This is a genomic window from Micromonospora sp. SCSIO 07396 (assembly GCF_053667945.1).
This window is the reverse complement of record NZ_CM132210.1, coordinates 6774892-6793703: the sequence shown is the minus strand read 5'-3', so window position 1 is coordinate 6793703 and position 18812 is coordinate 6774892. Positions and strand designations below refer to the sequence as shown.

Annotated in this window: 6 protein-coding genes; 2 read left to right on the top strand and 4 right to left on the bottom strand. The window is 67.4% G+C overall.

What is annotated here, in order from left to right; all coding sequences use genetic code 11:
• Positions 1–177 precede the first annotated feature (177 nt).
• A complete protein-coding gene (locus tag ACWCHM_RS29995; protein WP_454220766.1) occupies positions 178–6657 on the bottom strand; it encodes a carboxypeptidase regulatory-like domain-containing protein in 6480 nt (2159 codons plus the stop codon).
• A gap of 472 nt (positions 6658–7129) precedes the next feature.
• On the opposite strand from ACWCHM_RS29995, the gene ACWCHM_RS29990 reads away from it, so the two are divergent.
• A complete protein-coding gene (locus ACWCHM_RS29990; RefSeq protein ID WP_454220764.1) occupies positions 7130–8599 on the top strand; it encodes a tyrosine-type recombinase/integrase in 1470 nt (489 codons plus the stop codon).
• A 290-nt stretch (positions 8600–8889) separates the two neighbouring features.
• Complete coding sequence (locus ACWCHM_RS29985; protein ID WP_454223220.1) at positions 8890–9315, top strand: GntR family transcriptional regulator; 426 nt, start codon at positions 8890–8892, stop codon at positions 9313–9315.
• 124 nt (positions 9316–9439) lie between these two features.
• On the opposite strand, the gene ACWCHM_RS29980 is transcribed toward ACWCHM_RS29985, so the two are convergent.
• From ACWCHM_RS29980 to ACWCHM_RS29970, 3 genes are all read right to left on the bottom strand, one after another.
• The gene (locus ACWCHM_RS29980) at positions 9440–9811 is read right to left on the bottom strand and encodes a DUF2750 domain-containing protein (RefSeq protein ID WP_454220762.1); all 372 of its coding nucleotides are present in this window, start codon (positions 9809–9811) and stop codon (positions 9440–9442) included.
• 85 nt (positions 9812–9896) lie between these two features.
• Complete coding sequence (locus tag ACWCHM_RS29975) at positions 9897–16727, bottom strand: polymorphic toxin-type HINT domain-containing protein (protein WP_454220760.1); 6831 nt, start codon at positions 16725–16727, stop codon at positions 9897–9899.
• 152 nt (positions 16728–16879) lie between these two features.
• Positions 16880–18694, bottom strand: coding sequence for a LamG domain-containing protein (locus ACWCHM_RS29970; RefSeq protein ID WP_454223219.1), 1815 nt, complete (start codon positions 18692–18694; stop codon positions 16880–16882).
• Positions 18695–18812: the final 118 nt, after the last annotated feature.

Sequence of the window (18812 nt, the reverse complement as noted above, 5' to 3'; positions counted from 1 at the left end):
GAGTCGAGTCCATCGTGTGCTCCCCGAGGTTATCCGTGATCGTCATGAGTGTGGATCTTGGGTACCCGCGGCCCCAGATAGGTTGCGGTCCGAGCCTGGTTCGGCTCGCCGACTGCTGATGTGCACTTCCTGGCAGTCCGGTGGCGGCCGCCCCGACGGCGCTGAGGAAACGGCCCGTCATGGGGTGGGTGGGCTCAGCCGCAGACCGAGGCCGGGGCGGAGGACCGGCTGGCGGTAGGTGTATTGGACGGCGGTGGTGCCGTCGGTGTTCTCGATGCCGATGGTGGCGGCGCCGCCGCGTTCGAGGAAGGTGCCGTCGTTGTCGGTGTAGGTGAAGCTGTAGCCGCCGGTTTCGTCGAGAATGACCTGGAAGGTGATTCGGGTGAGGGGGTCTTCGTAGGAGTGGACGTTGCGCCATTCGATGACGAACTGCCGGCTTCCTGTGCTGCCGCGGACGGTGGTGCGGATGCTGGCGTTGCTGTCGACGACCCAGTCGTGCCAGAAGGGGTAGAGGGCGGCGTTGGGTTCTTCGGGGCTGTCCGGTGAGGGGATCGGCCAGGCGTCGGGTGAGGGTTCTCCGGGGTCGATGAAGCTGATCACGCCGTTGATGTCGACCCAGCCGGTGTTGTAGGTCTGGCCGTAGAGGTTCACGGGGAAGGGCAGGGTGACGGGGGTGTAGGCGTCGTCTCCGGTGAGTGGCAGCACTGTGGTGTTGGCGGGGATGTAGGGCACGGCTTGTTCGGCCAGCGTGTAGCCACCGCCTGTGGGCGTGGCCGCCAGGGTGAAGTCGGCGAGCGCCTGGGCGCTGGTGCCGACTGCGACCTGTCTCACGTCGGAGCCTTTGCAGGCACCGGCGGTCACGGTGCTGATCGCCGCCCAGGTTCCGGCGGGTACGGCGTCGACCTGGTAGGTGCCGTCCGTTGCGGTTGTCGCGGTCTTGCCGGCCACCGCGATGGTCGCTGAGGCGATGGGGGTGCCCTGGCAGGTGACGGTCCCGGCGAGGCTGCCCTGTCCTGGCGGGTTGGGCTTGAAGGTCACGCCTTGGCCGCTGGCCAGCCAGTTCTCCCGGTGCAGGTACTGGAAGCCGATGGACCCGTCGGCGTTCTCGATTCCGACGGTGGACTCGCCGCCCCGCTCGATCGGTTTGGTGGGGTCGATGCCGTTGTAGGCGAGGGTGATGTCGCCGCCTTCGGTGAAGATGACTTCGAAGGTGGTTCGGGTGGTCGTGTCGCCGTGGGCGTGGACGTTGCGCCATTCCACGATCCACTGCCGGTTGGGGGCGGTGCCGCTGATCTTGGTGGCGATCGCTGCCTGGGAGTCGATGACCCAGTCGTCCCAGTGGACGTAGACGGCGGCGTTCGGGGAGCCTTCGGCGGCTGGCGAGGGGATGGTGCCCGGTGCGGAGCCGATCCAGCCGAAGTACGCCGGGTCTTTGAAGCTGACCAGACCGTTGGCGCTGATCCAGGCCGAGGTGTATGACTCGCCGTAGAGCTTGACCGGGAATGGTGGGTTCTTCTGCCATACGGTGTCGTCGCCGCTCCAGCCTTCGGTGACGTCGCCGGGGACGAATGTCTGTGTGCCGGTGGTGCACTTGTAGCCGAACTCGTCGCCGTCGACCATGACCGACAGGTCGACGTCGGAGGTGCCGCCGGGGTGGTTGATGGTTTCCTTGGCGTACTGGCCGGTGCAGCGGTTGTCACCGGTCGAGGCGGCGACCACGTATTCGCCCACTGGTACGGCGGTGAACTGGTAGCTGCCGTCCGCGCCGGTGGTGGTGCTGCGGTTGCCGGGGTTCATGGTGATCGTCGCTCCGGCGACCGGTTGGCCGGTCACGGCGGTGGTGAGCAGGCCGGTGACGGTCCCGGCGGGGGCGGGGGTGTAGGTGATCGAGGTGTTGCCGGGCAGGGCCGCTTCCTGGAAGGAGTAGAGGGCCGCCACGGTGCCGGAGGCGTTCTCCAGGCCGACGGTCGCGCCTGCGCCCTGCTGGGTCGGGGTCGACATGGTGCCGTAGTGGAAGGCGATCCGTCCGTCCTCGTGGAAGATGACCTCGAAGGTCAGCCGCTCCGTCTTGGTGGGGCGGAATCCGACGTTGCGCCACTCCACCACGTAGGACCGGTTCGGGGTGGCACCGAAGGTCTGCGTGCGCACGCTCGCGGAGGTGTCGACCTCGAAGTCGTCCCAGAACGGGGCCACCACCGCGTTGGGGGCGGTCGCCGTCGGCATGGTCGGGTTGGCCCAGGTTTCCGGCAGGCCGGAGGCCGCGCCGAAGCTGACCAGGCCGTTGGTGTGCACCAGGCCGGTGGTGTACGACTGGCCGTGGAACTGCACCGGGAAGGGCAACGTCACCGATGTCGCCGCGTCGTCGCCGGTCAGGGCGAGCACGGTCGACGCCGCCTGGAAGCCGGAGGCGCCGGTAGCGCATGCGTACCCCATGCCGCCGTAGTCGGGGCCGAGTTGGAAGTTACGGACGGTGTCGGTCGAGAGCTCCACCTGGTTGCGGGCCATGGCTCCGCACCGGCCGGCGAGTTTGGCCGATACGGTGTAGCTGTCGGCGACCAGGCCGGTGAAGCTGTACGCCCCGCCCGCGCCGGTGGTGGCGGTCAGGCCGCTCGGGTCGAGCGAGACCGTGGCGCCCACGACCGGGGTGCCCGCAGTGTCGGTCAGCGCCCCGGAGAGGTTGTGCGTCTCCAGCCCACCGGCGACGTCCGGGCGGACGAAGGTGATCGACCGGGCGTTCGCCAGGGCAGGCTCGTTCGCGGAGTACGTCAGGCCGTCCTCGCCGGCGTCCGCCTCGATGCCGACGATCGCGTTGGCGCCCTTCTCGGCGGCGTTGTCGAGTTGGTCGTAGTTGGTGGTCACCGTGCCGTCCGGGGCCAGGATCGCCTCGAACGACAGACGCTGGGTGGTGTCGCCCTTACGGTGCACGTTGCGCCACTCGACGATGAACCGCTGTGCGCTGCCGGCGCCCGTGGTCGCTGTCCGCACGCTGGCGGAGCCATCGACCACCAGGTCGTCCCAGAACGGGGCGACCACGGTGTTCGGTTCCGTCGGAGCGGGCAGCTGACCACCACCGGTGTACGGGTGCGAGCCGCCGGGGTCGGTGAACGAGAGCAGGCCGTTGGTGTCGACCCAGGCGCTGCGGTACGCCCCGCCGTAGAACGGGAAGGCGAAGGGCAGTTGCACCGTGGTGACGGCGTCGTCGCCGGTCAGTGCCAGAACGCTGTTGGCGGCGGTGAAGGCCGTGTTCTGTTCGGTACAGGTGCTACCGAGGTCGTCGCTGATCGCGGCGAGGAAGATGTCGAGCGTCAGCCCTTGACCGTCGATCTCGAGGGGCTGGTTGAACGCCAGCCCGCAACGGCCGCCGAAAGTAACGGTGACCGCATACAGCCCGGGCGGGAACCCTGTCAGGGTGTAGCTGCCGTCGACGCCGGAAGTGGCCTGGTGTCCGCCGGGCTGGAGTTGGACGACGGCTCCGGCCTGAGGCAGGAAGTTCGGGTCCCACACAGTGCCGGACAGGCTTGCCGCGGACGTCACGGTGAACTCACTCTGGTTCATGTCGCTGATCCGGTTGCCGTCGTCGACCGCGACGGCGTAGACCGGTCGTGCACCGGTAGTGGCACCGACGTTGATCGTGACGGTTGCCGTGCCGCCCGCCGTGATGGCGTTAACCGTGCTGCCCAGGCTGGTGCCGTCGATGCTGTACTTGAACTTCGTGACGTTCGTGTCGCCGCCGGCGTCGAACGTGACGGCGAGGGTCCCGCCGGGGGTGACGTCGCTGCCGTTCGGGAAGGTGATCTTCGGCTGCAGGGGCACCGCCAGCTTCGCCAGGTTGGTAGGCGTCTCGATGAAGTGGTAGAACCTTGCGTCGTCGATCGATCCGGTGAAGAAGCTGTCGGCGCCGCCGTTCCACATGCGTTTGCCGATGGCCACCTCGGTGGTGGCGTTGAAGCCGCCGGAGAGAGTCGCGGTGGCGGTCTGGGCCACCCCGTTGACGTAGAGCGTCAGCTTCTTGGTTGACGCGTCGTACACGCCGGCGAGGTGGGTCCACTTGCCCGCTGTGGGCGCCACGTCGGAGGAGACGCTGTGCAGGCCGGCGTTGTCGGTGTCGGCGGCGGCCATCGCGAACCGCCAGCGTTGGTTGCTACCGGCGTAGCCGAGGTGATAGGCGGACATGCGGGATCCGCTGGCACTCATCACTGTCTGGACCCCGGTTCCCGAGATTGAGTTGATCTTCACCCAGGCGGTGACAGTGAAGCTTGAGTCCGTCCGCGCGGGCGTGGCGACCCCGGTGTCCGGGTGGGGATAGGTGACGGCGCCGGTCTTGGTCACCGCGGTGGTCCCCGGCAGCGACAGGGCCGTGCCGACGCCGGAGCGACCCGCGACCCGGGTGGCGGGCGTGCCGAGGGTCAAAGTGTTGCCGTGGCCGGAGACATCGGTGCCGGTGGTGCCGGTTTCCTCGAAGGTCCACTCCGCGGCCGGGCCGGAGCCGGCACGGACGCTGAAGGTGTACGTCACCGGGGATGAGAACCGGGTGGCGTGGTCCTTCGACCACACGTAGAGCGTGTTGACCCCATCGTGCAGTGGCGCAAGCGTGATCGACGCGCCGTAGTCCGTACTGCGCGCCGGCACGGTCTTGGCCGCGGTCAGCACGCCGGAGTCGAGGCTGTACGCGTACTCCTTCACCTCGTGCGGGCGGGTGGCCGGGGCGGCGACGCTGAAGGTGCCGCTGAGGCCGACACCGCCGCGCGGCACTCCATCGTTGGTGTAGTTGGTCGACGAGACGCTCGCGGGCGCAGGCGGCGCTGTCGCGTCGACGGTGAACTCACACGTGCCCGACCAGGGTCCGTAGTGTGAACCGTCCCAGGTTCGGGCCTGCCACACGTAACTCGCGCCATCGGTCAGCTTGCCCGCGGGTATCGCTTTCGACGTGGTGGACGGGTTGCCCGCGGCCTGCGAGATCTTGTTGGTCTCGTTCCGCGTGCCGCCTACCGGCCACCAGTAGAAGTAGGTGGTCAACGACTGTTGCGAGCTGTCCGGGTCGGAGTGCTTGGCGGCCAGGACCGGTGTGGGGGTCAGCACGTACGGCCGGGAAGCGCCGGTGGCGCAGGCCTTGCCATCGGACTTGCGGTCGCCCGGCGCGTTCGGATCGCTGTTGAAGGTGATCGCCAGCTTCGGTGAGGCGTGGTTGAACCGCTTCCACTGGTCCTTGGTGCCCTCGTCGACCGCCCGCAGCCCCACCGTCAGGTTCGGCCACTTGCTCGCCGCCGCCTTCGCCACCATCGAGGTCACGTTGAACTCGATCGTGCCGGTTCCGAGGCAACCGTGCGCGGAGCCGTACTTGCGGTTGCCAACGCTCTGCGCCGTGTAGGTGCTGTGCCAGGTCGGCTGGTTGTTCCACGTCGTGCCCGACGAGATCGACCCGGTCATCCACAGCTTCGCGTTCGACTTCGGGCTGCACGTCCACGACCACCGCTGCTCCACCCGGAACTGCGCGCTCAGGATGTGCTTGCCCGCCACCGCCGAGGTGTTCATGCGGAACAATGACCGGATGATGTGATCGGCGCAGCCCGAGCAGTCCTCGGTGCGTCCCGCACCAGCCGAGCCGATGATCTTCCCGTTGTACAGCGCCGTGGTGTTCTGCCAGAAGGAACTCGACTTGTGCTTGCTCCATACGGAGGTCCAGGCGTTGCTCGCGATCCCCCCGGTCCACGACGGATCGATGTAGATCGGCAACCTCGTCCGCTGATCGGTCAACATGGCCTTGTCCGGAACCACCGTCACCGACTTGTCATCGACCCTTACGGGCATCACCGCCCTACGGGCAGCCTCCGGCACCTCATCCCGGCCTGCCGCACCGCCGACCCTGGCACCAGCGGCGCCAGCCTCGGCCGCTGTCGGCTTGCGCGACGGGCTGACGGCAGGCTGCCCCTTGTCCTTCTCAACCGCTCCGCCGGCAGGTTCCCCGACTTCGGACGAGTCCCACATCAGGGGCGCCGGCGCGGCGAAGACGATGCCACCCTTGCTATCCCGCGCGGCGAGCCCGCCACCGGCGGACGGGCCGACCGTGACGCCCTTCGTCTCGACTCCGAACGTCAGCGTCGCCAGTTTCGGGTTCGCGGCAGCGGCGCGGGTCTTGACGACCAACACCTGCGAGAAGCCGAGAGGCTGAGCGGTGACCTGAAGATCCACATCCGGAAGCACGTTCCGGTAGGTCGCCGTCGGACCGCTAAGCACCGGAGCCGGCAGCTTCCCAGGCCAGGACACGCCCAGCTCGCGACTATCGTCACGCAACCGCACGAACGGACCCCTGCCCTTGCCGGAGAAGACCATCGGCAGGACCGTGGCCCGCGGCACAACCCCCTCGGAGGTCAACTTCAGCGTCGTGTCCACGGGCACCCACGACCCGCCCTTACGCACCCGGGTCGGCTCGATCGTCTGCTCCAACGTCTGCGACCCATCGACGTTCAGGAACGTCTGCGACCACTCCGTTCGAGCCGAAATGTCCTCCACCCGCCGACCACAGACCACCAACATGCGTCGGGCCGCGGCCGCGTCCGGCTGCTCATCGACGCAGGAACCCTTCGGTGGTGTGACAGCCGCAGCAGCGGCGATGGCGGGGACCGAAAGCCCTGGAACGGTCGTGGCCAAGACCACCACGGCCGCACACCAGCGCCGCAGGGAGAGAGACCTTCTCTGTGACGCACGTGCATGCAAGACCAAACCAGCCACGCTGACCCCCGTGCCCACGACCGACAGTGGACACGACCCTAGAGATAAAGGATGCTCTATGTAAAGACTCAACTACTGAAGGTGACCACAAGTCGGGCATTGCACTGTCAAATCCAGGAGCCCATCACGCAACGTCGATCAGGCTCTCCAGGCAGTCGAGCTGGTTTGCAACGGCTCCCGCGCCGATGCCGAGAAGATCACCCAGCCCAACTCAGACACCAACGGCGCAGCTCTGGAAGCAGACAGTCCTGCTTCCAGCCATCGCACGTCCATATCCCACATCCTGATGACGTACGCCGGTGACGAGGGGAGCGCGACGATGGGCGAACCAGGGGTGATCTTCAAACGGTGCGGATGCCGAGACATTCACCGCCGACGACTTGAACAGTCCTGTCCCCGCTTGGCGGAGCGTGGGCATGGCAGCTGGTACTTCCATTGCTCCGCGACGAACCTGCTCGGGCGCCGCGAGCGCGTCCGCCGTGGTGGCTACCGGTCGCAGGCCGCCGCACGTCGGGCCCGTGACGAGTGGCTGGCAGGCACTGCTGCTGACCGCACCGCCGCCGGCTGGACCGTCGAGCGGTGGCTGCGGCACTGGCTCGACACCCGCACGAAGATCCGGCCCACCACCCGCTTCCACTACACCCGCGACGTCGACAACATTCTCATCCCTCGTCTCGGCCGCTATCTGCTGGCCGACCTCGACGCACCACTGCTGCGGACGGTCTTCGCGCAGATCGCCGCCACGACCAACAGCAAGGGCCGACCACAGTCGGCCTCGGCGATGCAGCACCTGCGGACCACCCTGCGCGCCGCACTCAACCTCGCCGTCCGCGAGGGGCTGATCGACTGCAACCCCGCCCGGCACATCGAGGTCAGCGGCTACCAGCAGCCCCACGCGAAGGTATGGACCGACGCCCGCGTCGAACAGTGGGAACGCACCGGTGACGGGCCGCCGGTGGCGGTCTGGACCGCCGAGCAACTCGCCGAGTTCCTCGGCGACGTGACCGACGACTCGCTGTTCGCGTTCTGGTGGCTCACGGCCCTGCGCGGCCTGCGCCGCGGCGAGATGTGCGGACTGCGGTGGACCGACGTCAACCTCGACCAGGGCGTCCTCACCATCGAACGCAACCGCACCACCGCCGGCTACACCATCGTCGAAGGCGACCCCAAGACCCCCGCCGGCCGCCGCGCCGTCGCCCTCGACAAACGCACCGTCCAGGTCCTGCGCGCACACCGTCGCCGCCAGCTCGACCAGAAGACCGCAGCCGCCGAGAACGGCAAGGCGTGGACCGACACCGGGTATGTGTTCACCCGCGCCGATGGCCTGCCGATCAACCCGAACTACGCCACGACCCGGTTCCGCAAACTCGTCCAGCGCGCCGGACTGCCCCCGGTGCGGCTGCACGATCTGCGCCACGGTGCCGCGTCCCTCGCCCACCAGGCCGGCGCCGACCTGAAGACCCTGCAAGATCTGCTCGGCCACTCCAGCATCGTGATCACCGCCGACACCTACACCAGCGTCCTGCCCGACGTACAGCGACACTGCGCCGACGCCACCGCCCACCTCGTCCTGGCCGCAGCCCGCCGCACCCGGAAAAAGATCAAGAACAAGGCTTGGAAGAACCGACCCACCCGCCGGCCGAAAACAGGTGCTCCGATCCTCAGCGCCCCGGGCACGGCGTCGAAGCCGCAGGCCAGAACCACAAAGCGCGAGAAGAAATCACCTTCAGGGGTGACACCCACATCGCACCCACGTGACACCCACCGTCCGCACAGGGCGGACAGCAGGAGGGGTCTGACCGCCGTTTCGGCAGGTCAGACCCCTCCTGATCTTGTGCGCCCGAAGGGACTCGAACCCCTAACCTTCTGATCCGTAGGGCAGCCCTGGAGGCAAAGTCATACAAATAACACTCTATCAAAGTTGGTCCGAGTGTCTAGCCCTGGTTCCTGGTGAGTCCAGCCGAATAACCGCAGTTCCACGCCCCCTGCCGGACCAGAAGCCGCGCAGCACCACTTCCCGCGAGCGGGGCAGGGGCCCAACTTCCGCGTCGGTCCGAGGGCGTCCATGCCAGCTTCCCGACGTCCGAGCACCCATGGAGCACCCAGGGAGCCCTCCGGCAAACCGGGGGAACCTCACTGTTCCAACGGGTCGTCGACGACATCCTCGACCAGATCCGCGACGGACGCCCCAATCCCAACGACCCGCTCCCCTCGGCCCGCAAGATGGCCGACCTCTACGGCGTCGCCTCCATGACCGCCCAACGCGCCCTACGGGCACTCCAGAACCGGCGCATCACCTACAGCGTTGCCGGGTACCTCGCCGACCAGCAGGCCATCACCCGACGCTTCCACGCCGCACGCACCGCCGACGACCGCAACGACGCCCTGAACGACCTGGTCCGGCACGCCGACGCCCACGGCCAGTTCATCGACGACGTGATCAGATACCAAGCCGACCACGGCAACTACGCCAAGCAACCAGCGCACCTCATCCGCAACGACGCACCCGGCCCCGCAGCAGGCGAGCCGACCGCCGAGCCGCCGACCGCCAAGAAAACCCGTCGCCCCCGCAAGCCGGCAACCTGACCACGGGCGGCGCTGGTCCAAAACTGCATTACGTAATCAAGAGCGGCCCGGCCGAAGCCGGGCCGCGCGCACGCGCTATAGGCCTACGGCCCCGCGCGCACGCCGATCAACGGCAAACCGCCGATTAGGGGTCCACCACATTCACCGACGAGCCGAGTGCATGACTGAGACGATTGATTACCTCATCGACAGTGAAGTCCCATCCAGTTAGCCGCTGCCCGCTCCAGTTGATTCCCACACGGAAGTCATCCTTAGCGAGGTCCGGCAGCGCCGCACTTCGCCAATGATCTAAGGGCATCGAAACAGCACGAAATTGAGGACCCCATAGATCAGCGGCCCGCTGCGCACGGGCCTCCGACGACCAGTAAGGGAAAGCTGGCCGCCCAGAACTTGAAACTGGAGTTGGGCTGCCACCGTCGTCTCGAACCCACCAAACAGTATGAGTTTGGATGATCTCGCGGAAGAACGCCGCCGCCTGAGCTCCGCTTGTGCTCACCCGAATCCTCCCAGATCGTCACGACTTGAGTTCAACGCTTGAGCGCGGCACCGGAGGGTCCCAGTGCCGCGCCATCTCGACGACGTCAGTACCCGGGCGGGAGCCTACGGTATCCACCCGGATCCATGAGGACGTGATCCTCTGGCCACCGCGGCGTTAGCAACATACCACCATCTCGCTCGGGAATAGGTTCGTGGCTTAGCTCCATTGATTCCCATGATCCGTCCGGGCGCTGTCGCCGAGGAGCCATTCCGCGCCTCATGCGGCTAATGTTCGCCGCACCATATTGATCTGCGGCTGCCGGCTCCGCCGCTTCATTTTTCCAGAACCGCTTACGCATAGTGGACATGGAGGGCGCGTCGCCATTTTTATTAGGCTTAGAATAATCATCGCCCAATTTCCAACGCCCACCGCAGTTGTGAACCAGCACCGGCGTGTTGCCGGCGAGCACATAGTACGTGTGGATGTCGTTGACCGTCAGGTTGTGGACCCGGGTCGTGCCGGTCCAGTGTTTCGTTGCGATGATCGCGAAGCGGGTGCCAGCTGGCGAGATGACCGACTGGCCGGGCCGTAGGTTTGCGGCGTGTACCCATTCGGTCAGCTCGGGCACCCAGAAGGGGTGGATGGAGGTCGCCACCACGGTTCCCGTCTTGTGGCCAGATGGGCCGTCGAGATCGACCGTGACCTCGACCAGCTCTTTGTGGCCCTTGCTGGTCAGGGTGGCAACAACCGACTTGGCGGCCGCCTCACCTGTGACCGGCTCTGTGGCTTGGACTTTGTCGCCTACATCGATTTCATCGATGGGCTTCTTGGTGCCGTCCGCCATGAGGACGAGAGTTCCGGGCAGGAAACTCTGCGGGACGGCGCAGGCGGCTCCGTCGAGGGCGTCGTCCGCGCGTTTGCGGGACTTCATGAAGGTCTGGTAGGCCTCTTTGAGTCGGCCACCGAGATTCACGAGACGGTTCTTGAGGTCGTTGAGTTTGTCGAGGCGTAGTGCGTACCGGGCGATGAGTTTTCCGGCTGCTCCGCCGATGGCGGTGAGGACGACGTTCAGAGCCGTGGCCGCGCAGGCACCCATGTCGCCCTTGATGAAGCAGTCCATCGCGTCGGTGATGCCGAGTTCATCGGCGATGATCTTGCCGAGTTCCTTTGCAATGGCGACCACCATCTGCTTGGCCCGTTCGGCTTCCTTACGGGCCCGGGTGACCTCGGGTGGCTCGGAGGGGCGCGGCTTCTTGGGCGTCACCTTGATGACGGTCCATCTGCCGCTGTGCGGGTCCTGCGTCAGTTTCTGGTCGGGGTGGTCCCTCCAGTACTTGTCCTCTTCCCGGCCTCCGCCAGCAGTGGCCAGTGGTTTCAGGCCGTTCGGGTCGCTGAATGCCAAGGGGTTGTTGTTGGCGTACGAGTACCCGTGCATCTGCTGAGGGTCGGCTGGGTCGATGATCGGATCGACCGATATGAAACGGCCGGTCGATGGGTCGTACTCTCGTGCGCCGAGGTGGGTAAGGCCGGTCGACTCGTCCTTCGTTCCGCCGACGAAGCCCTTGTCGCCGAACCACTCGCCTGGCCCGGGCTGGGCACCCCGCGGGGTGCCGAAGGGCGTGCTGCGGCGGTATCTGAGCTGGCCGGTGGCTGCGTCCACGGCGGCTTGGCCGGTGCCGTGGTGGTCAGCCGCCTGGAACTGGATGCCGCTGATGGTCCGGACCACGGAAAGCTTGTCTGTGACCTGGTAGAAGCGGGTCCCGTTGACCAGGTTGGTGGCGTGGTCAAGGCGCAACTCCATCCCTGGCAGGTAGACCGTGGTGGCGTTCGGCTCCTTCCGGACCATCCGGTTGCCGTCGGCGTCGTAGATGAAGCTGGTGGTCTGGCCGTTCTCGGTGGCCGAGGCGAGGTGTCCCTCGGCGTCCCAGATCAAACTCTGTTCCTCGCCGACCCGGATGCGTTTCGTGGTGTTACCGCTCTTGTCGTATTCGTACGAGTAGAGCCGGTCGCCGCCGGGCGTCTTCTCGATGACTGACCGGACTGTGTGGGGTTGCGGTTGGCCGGTGGCCGGGTACCCGTAGATCCGTTCGATCTTGTCGGCGCCGCCTGTGGCGTGCTGGGTTTCGATGAGGCGGTTGCCCGTGGCGTCGTCGTAGGTGTAGCTGTGGTGGTAGGGAGCCGGGCCCCCGACGCCGCTGGTGGCAGGGCCGCCCGCGCATGTTGCGGGAGCGGTGGTGGCGGTGCTCCAGGCGTCGGTCAGCCGCCGCAGGTGGTCGTAGGTGAAGCACTGGATGTCCCGTTGACCGTTGCCGGGGGTGTCGGCGATGGTCAGGACGTTGCCCGCCTCGTCGTAGGTGTAGCGCTGGTCGATGTCCGACACCGGCTCGGTCGGCACCGGCTGACCCGGTGCCACGATCGCCTGGCGGGACAGCATGCTTCGGTTGAGCCGCTTGGTGCCCTCGTCGTAGAAGTAGGTGCCCCACGCTTTGCGGCCGCCGGTGTTCAGCTCGACCTGCTGAAGTTCGCCGGTTTGCGCGTACTCGGTGCCGGTGACGTAGGTCTGCTGCCCGGTGGTGCCGGAGCCGGTGATGGTGGCGACCCGTTGGAGACTGTCGTAGGTGTACCCGACGGTTTCCGGCGCGAGGCCGCCGCCTTCCGGGAAGCCGATGTTCCGGACGGTCCCGTCGCTGTTGTAGCTGGTGGCGAAGCGGTAGACGCCGCCCAGTTCGTCGCCGGGGGTGGTCTTCGGGATCGAGTATCGGATCTCGGTAGGCCGGTTGAACACGTCCCTGGCCGGATAGAGGATCTGGTACTTCAAGGTGCCCACCAGCCGGGTGGACGAGTACAACTCGCCTTTGGTGACGATGTCGTAGACCGATTCGCTGAGCTTGGTGCCGGTGGTGACCGTGCCCTGGTAGGTGGCGGTCTTGCGGCCGAGAGCGTCATAGGTGTACGACAACCGCACGTTCTCGGCGTTGGTCGTGGAGGTGAGCTGGTCGTAGTCGTTGTACTCGAAGGTGCTGGTGCCGGTGTCCGGATCTGACGCGGACTTCTTACGGCCACGCTGGTCGTAGGTGTAACTCCAGGTGTTGCTTGCCGTGTCCGTCACCGTCTCGGGCTGCCCCGCTGCCGTGTAGGTGTACGTCGTCTCGTCGTGATCACCGGACGGGCTGGAGCCCTTGTACTGGTGGAGGCTTCGTACCTGACCGCGGGCGTCGGTGATGGTGGTGGTCGGCGTCGCGCCGGTCGGCGGGTCGACATGGGTGCGGTCGCCGCCGTAGGTGGTGACGGTGCGCCACTTCTCCGTGCCTGCCACCAGGGTGATGGCGCTGGTGACTCGGTCGGCCCCGTCGTACACGTACGAGTTCTGCAGGTCCGTGTCGCCGGTGAGGGTCGGCAGGAGTTGCTCGGATGGCGCTCCGGTGGCGTAGTACGGCTCGTTGACCCGCCCGATCTGGCCGGTGGCGGTGTAGTAGGTTTCGGCGACCATCCGCCCGCCGTCCGGGCCGGGGCTCTGCGCCTGACGCGGGCGCAGCAGACCGTCGTAGATCTGGAAGGACGCGATGTACTCGCCGGCGTTGTTCAGGGTTTCGGTCTTCACCGCGATGGGCTTCGACGAGTCGACGACGTAGCTGTAGCGGACGCTGGGCGAGGTCAGGTTGCTGGCTTTGGCGCGGTCCGGCAGCCACACGCCGGTGACTCGGCCGAGTTTGTCGTGCTCGATGTCGGTACGGCGGTTGTTCCAGTCGAGTTGGCCGCTCGGCTGGCCCCAGGCCGGGTGGTAGTCGGTGGTCGATGAAAAGTTCGTGTCGACGCCGGCCACCTTGAGTAGCGGGCCCTTCTCCACCTTCCTGGTGGTGAGGCCGTTGGTCTCGGTGTAGGTGATCGTCGTGGTGGCGCCGGAGCCGTCCTTCGCGCTGTCCGGCCGGCCGTACTTGTCGAAGGTGCTTTCGCCGACCGTGACGTAGCGGGCCGTGGTGCCGTCGTGCTCTGCCAGTTTCTCGACCTTGGTGGCGTTGCCCTTCGTCGGGGTCGCGCCGAAGGGGAGGCCGTCGTACGAGGTGCGGTTGTCGACCAGGAGCTGGGTCGCCCTGTTCGGCGTCGCCGAGCAGGCCACCGCGACGGTTTCTTCCCGTGCCACCAGGTTGCGCAGCCGCAGCGTGGTGCTGTCGGCGTACGTCGTGCGGGTGCATTGGTCGTCGGTGGGGTCGTTGACGTCTCCGAGGTCCTCGACCTGGGTGACCCGGCCGACGGGGTCGGTGTAGGTCGACGTCTTGGCGTCGTAGCTGGTGACCGATCTGGTTTCCCGCCACGAACCGTTCTCCAGCAGGGTGAACCCGCGGTTGACGCTGGGCTTGACCATCCAGGCGCGGTCGGTGCCCCAGGTCCAGGTCTTGCTGGCGGTTTCCTGACGCCACGGTGTCGCCACCGACTTGCTGATGATCTTCGAGCCGTCGTAGACCTTGGTTTCGAACTCGAAGCCGGCGAACTGGTCGTGGTCGGTGTGGCTGGTTCCGACCGAGTCTGTCCGGGTTACCGTGCGGGTGCCGCCGCCGGCGGAGGTCGGCAGTTTGTCGCCGTGCATGCCGCGCAGGAAGCTGTGTTCGGTGAGGGTGGTCTTCAGCTGCTCGCTGCCCTTGCGGATCTTCACTGTCTCGTATCCGCGCCACTGGTTCCAGGTGAGGTACTTCGCCTCGGTGATCCCATTCGGGTCGCCGTGCCGCCAGGCTGCGTCGCCCATGTACTCGTACTCGGTGACCATGTCGGGGGCGATGGAGGTGCCCGGGACGACCGTGGTCATGTCGCTTTCGGTGACGGCCTTGACGACGTACTTGTGGAACCAGTCGGTCACCGGGTCTTTTGCGCCGCCGGGGTGCCAGATCACCGGGTAGCAGCGCTTCGTGCTGGTGCCTGGGGTGGGCAGGCTCCCGGCGGTGCAGTCGGCGTCGGCGTAGTCGACGGTGATCTGTCCGCCGGAGTCGGTCCAGACCGTCTCCAGCCGGGGTCGGATCAACGGCAGGACGTTGTCGTTGGGGATGTCGATCCGGTTGGGTAGTTGCCGGGCGTCGAGCTGCACGCTGGGGATGGCCTGCGCTGGCTCGCCGCCGTACACGCCCTGGTGGCGGATGTGGGTGAGCCAGAGGCTGCGGCTGCCGTCGGCGTTGTTGGTCCAGTTGTGATCCAGCTTCCAGACGTCGACCGGGCTCCATCCGGTGGCGTTGCGGATCTCCGTGCTGATCTGGTTGACCCGTTTGCGGGTCCAGAAGCTGGGTGAGGCCTGGGTGGTCTTGCACTTGGTTGCCGTGGCGCAGTTGCGGTCCCACGGGACGTCGGGCCAGTGGTTGGCCGTGGAGTCGGTCAGGTCGCCTGGGCGGCACAGCACGGTGTCGCTCGGGATACACCGTTCGGCGATGCCGAAGTTGACCCGGGCCGGGGCGCTGGTGGTGTAGACCTCGTTGTCGCGCTGACCGTAGTCGATTCGCTTGAGGTAGCCGCCCCGGTGGTAGGGGGTGCCGTTGACGTCGAACTTCGCGCCGCGGGCGTAGTGGTTGGTTTCCCGGTCGTAGAAGTACGAGACGACGTTGCCGTGGCGGTCCTTGACGTAGTCGAGGTTCCACCGCCAGCCCTGGTTGCACCACGCGTTGGCGAAGGTCGCGTTGTAGCACTGCTCGCCGGTGTCGTCGCCGTAGACGGGGACGGTCCAGACCGAGTTGGTTTCCTCCTTGTCGGCGACCCACCCCGGGAGGCGGTTCTTGCCGAAGTAGTACTCGGCGCCGTCGGTGGTGGTCACCTTCCAGTGCTCACCGTCGGTGGCGTCACCGTTCACCGCGCCGGTCAGCCGCTGGACCTTCGAGCCGTCGTCGCTGGCGAAGCGCCAACCGGTGCCGTCCTGCACCAGCTCGCTGGAACGGCCGTTGAGCATCAGCGTCAGGTTCTCGTGCGACCAACAGAGGTCGCCGACGCCGTCGTGACCGTCCTCGGTGCACGGCTTGTACTGCCGCTCGACGTACCCGGGGTCGTAGCCGAAGCCCTCACCCAGCCAGCTGCCCTGGTTGTTGGTGGCTGCGGTGCGGCCGTCGACGGTCTGCGAGTTGTAGGACAGCACGATCGACGGGCTGGCGCCGCCGGGGACCGGTGGGACGCGCAGCGGGTACGACCAGTTGAACGCGCCGGAAGACGGCGAGACGTTCCACTTCGACGATGGGGCGAGCGCGGTCGCGCCGAAGTCGCCCTGCGCGGAGCTCTCCGTCGCGGTCATCGCGTAGGTGGCCACGCCCACGTCGGCCTGCACCGTCGCGGTCAGCGTGCGGGCTTCGGCGTTGTTGACCGTCGGCACCGGTTGGGGCCGACAGGACGAGGATCCGGTGGGTTTCGTGCCGCAGCCGGTGAGCCGGACGAGGCTCAGCCTGGCGCCGAAGTCACCGCCGAAGGCGTCGGCGATCCCGGCGTAGCCGAGGGTCAGCCGGACCTGGCCGGAGGCGCTGACGCCGTCGTTGCGGCTGACCTGGAACGCCGGACCGTCGACCAGGGCTCCGGCGGAGGCCTTCCGGTCAAGGGTCTGCACCCGGATCCTCGCCGGCGGAGGGGACTCGGGTCGGTTCGAAGAGTGGTCCGTGGCGCCCGGTGGGGTGAGGGCTGTGGTGGCGCGTACGACGATGCCGCCGACCTCGGCGTCCGCCGATGTTGTGGGGCGGGCTGGCAGGGTCGCTGCGGTGACGGCGACGTCCGCGGAGTCGGCGGTGGGCCAGCTGACCTCCGGGGCTCTGGTCAGCGCGTTTCTGACGGCGGCGCCGACCGTGCGGGTCCGTACCGGCGGGGCCGCGCGGGCGGGGGCGGGGTTCTGCTCGGCCTGGGTCCGGGGTGTCGCGGGCCCGGCCTGCGCGGGGGGCGGGGGCATCCCCTGCAGCAGGCTGGCGGCGACCACGACGCTCATCGTCCAGGCGATGCCGTGTCGCAGACGTGTCCCGCGGCTGAGGGATGGGCGGATCGACGGTGACATGACTACTCCACATGGCAGGAGGAAGAAGGCAGACACGGACGACGCTTGCGCCGGCCCGTCCCACGGCGGGACGGGCCGGGCGGCGGTCAGATGTTGGGGTTCGGCTCCGGTGAGGCGATCTGCGCGAGCGTGGCCTCATCCACCACACCGGCGTAGACCCGCACGTCATCGATCTCACCGGCGAGATATTCGCCGTACACGTTGGTGTTGGTCTGGACCCTGCCTACCTGGAAGCCATTGGCGGCGTTCCAGGGGTTGGTATGCGCTGCCGTGGCCGATGTCGCCAGTTGCCCGTCGACGTAGAGCCGCACCTCCCGCCGGAAGGAGTCGTAGACCACCGCGACCCACTGGCCCTGTGTCTCCGCGTGTGGCAGGCGCACACCGTCGAAGACGGTCGTCACGGTCGGCGCGGTGCCGTCCGACTGCGGCACGGCTAACTCCCATCTGCCCTGACTGGAGCACCGGATGACGAATCCGCTGCCGATTCCGGCGTTCTGCGAGACCACTGCCATGCTCCGGCCGCATCCGGCGCTGGGAAGCCGGACCCGGGCGCTGACCGTGAAGCTTCTGTCGGTGCGCGTCGCGGCGGCAGTGGTGTGGGCGGCAGCGGCTACGCCGTCGAGCAGCAGGTTCCCGGCGCCGCCCAGCGGGTAGTTGGCCTCTGGGTCGTCGAGGTCGGGCGTGTAGAGTTCCGCCCCACCACCGAGAACCAGTTCCTTGCCCTCCAGTTCGGCAGCGGGGCTCTTGCCGTCCACTACCTCGTCGAGGGGCCAGTAGGCCTGGCGGATCGCTCGGAGCTGAGAGATCGCCGCTGCCTCCCGGGGCACCACGACGCGGTCGAACAGCGCTACGTCGGCCAACTCGCCGATCCAGTGGCTCGTGTACCCGCTCTTGGACATACTGCGGCCCATCTGTACCGCGCCGCGGGACTTCCACACCGAGCGGCGTGCCACGGCGGTCTGGGCGACGCCGTTGACGTAGAGCTGAATGGTGTTCCTGACCGGGTCGTGTACCGCCGTCAGGTGCGTCCACTCGCCTGCCACTGCGGCGCTGTCACTGGTGGCGGTCCAGCCGCCGAGGGAGGCTATGTCCGTTGCCGGGACGACGAAGGCCCATCGTCGGGTTGCGCTGTCGTATCCGAGGGTGAAGCCCGGCTCGCCGGAACCGTCCTGGCTGACCGCTACCCGGTCGCGGGTGGTGTCGGTCAGCCGGACCCAGGCGGTGACCCCGAACCCGTTGCCGGTGTTCACCAGGGCCCGGCTGTCGGTGGCGAGGTAACTGTCGACTGCGCCGGTCAACCGCACACCCCGGTCCAGCTGGCACTGGTCTCCGGTGTTCAGGCAGCTCGGCCCCGGCACACCTACCCGCGCGCCCGGCCCTGGCCTGGCTGGATGCCGGTTCCGCGCGTCGGCCAGCTCACCGGCGTCGGCCGGCTCCCCTAGCGTCCACTCACCGGCGGCCAGGCGGGTCGGGACGTTGAAGACACAGGTGGCGATTCCACTGCGTAGACCGCCGTTGTCGACCGCCTCGACGGTGACGAAGTTCGGGCCGTCCGTCTCCGGCATCCAGGGGACAGACACCGGGCCGCCGGGGGCGCTGGGTGTCAGGACGTTCGACGGGGACGGATTCGCGTTGAAAGCGTAGTAATACCTCGTCGCGTCCGTGGCGGGTGTGTCGAAGGTGAACGTGCCGTAGCTGCCGACCGAGCCTCTCCACTGGTCGTCGTCAGCGCAGAGGGACGTCTTCTCGGCAGCGTCGTTCGGCAGGTACTCGGGCGAGTCGATGTCCGGCGCGGCCGGTTTGGTCTTGTCGTAGACGACCTGGCAGTCCGTCTGCGCTTCACCATCCCCGCTCCACGGTCCGTAGGCGGTGCCGTCGTAGGCGCGGACCTCCCAGCTGATCGGCGTGTTCTCCGGGACGTCCGCCGGGAGGGCGTACTGGAAACGCGAACCACTGGCCCTGTACGGCGTGGTGTAAGTCCTGACGGTGTTGCCCGTACCGGTGTTCCAGGAGTAGCGC

Bases quoted from the DNA above. Each gene is read 5' to 3' on its own strand.
- ACWCHM_RS29975 (WP_454220760.1), bottom strand. From the start codon at position 16,727: ATGAGCGTCGTGGTCGCCGCCAGCCTGCTGCAGGGGATGCCCCCGCCC.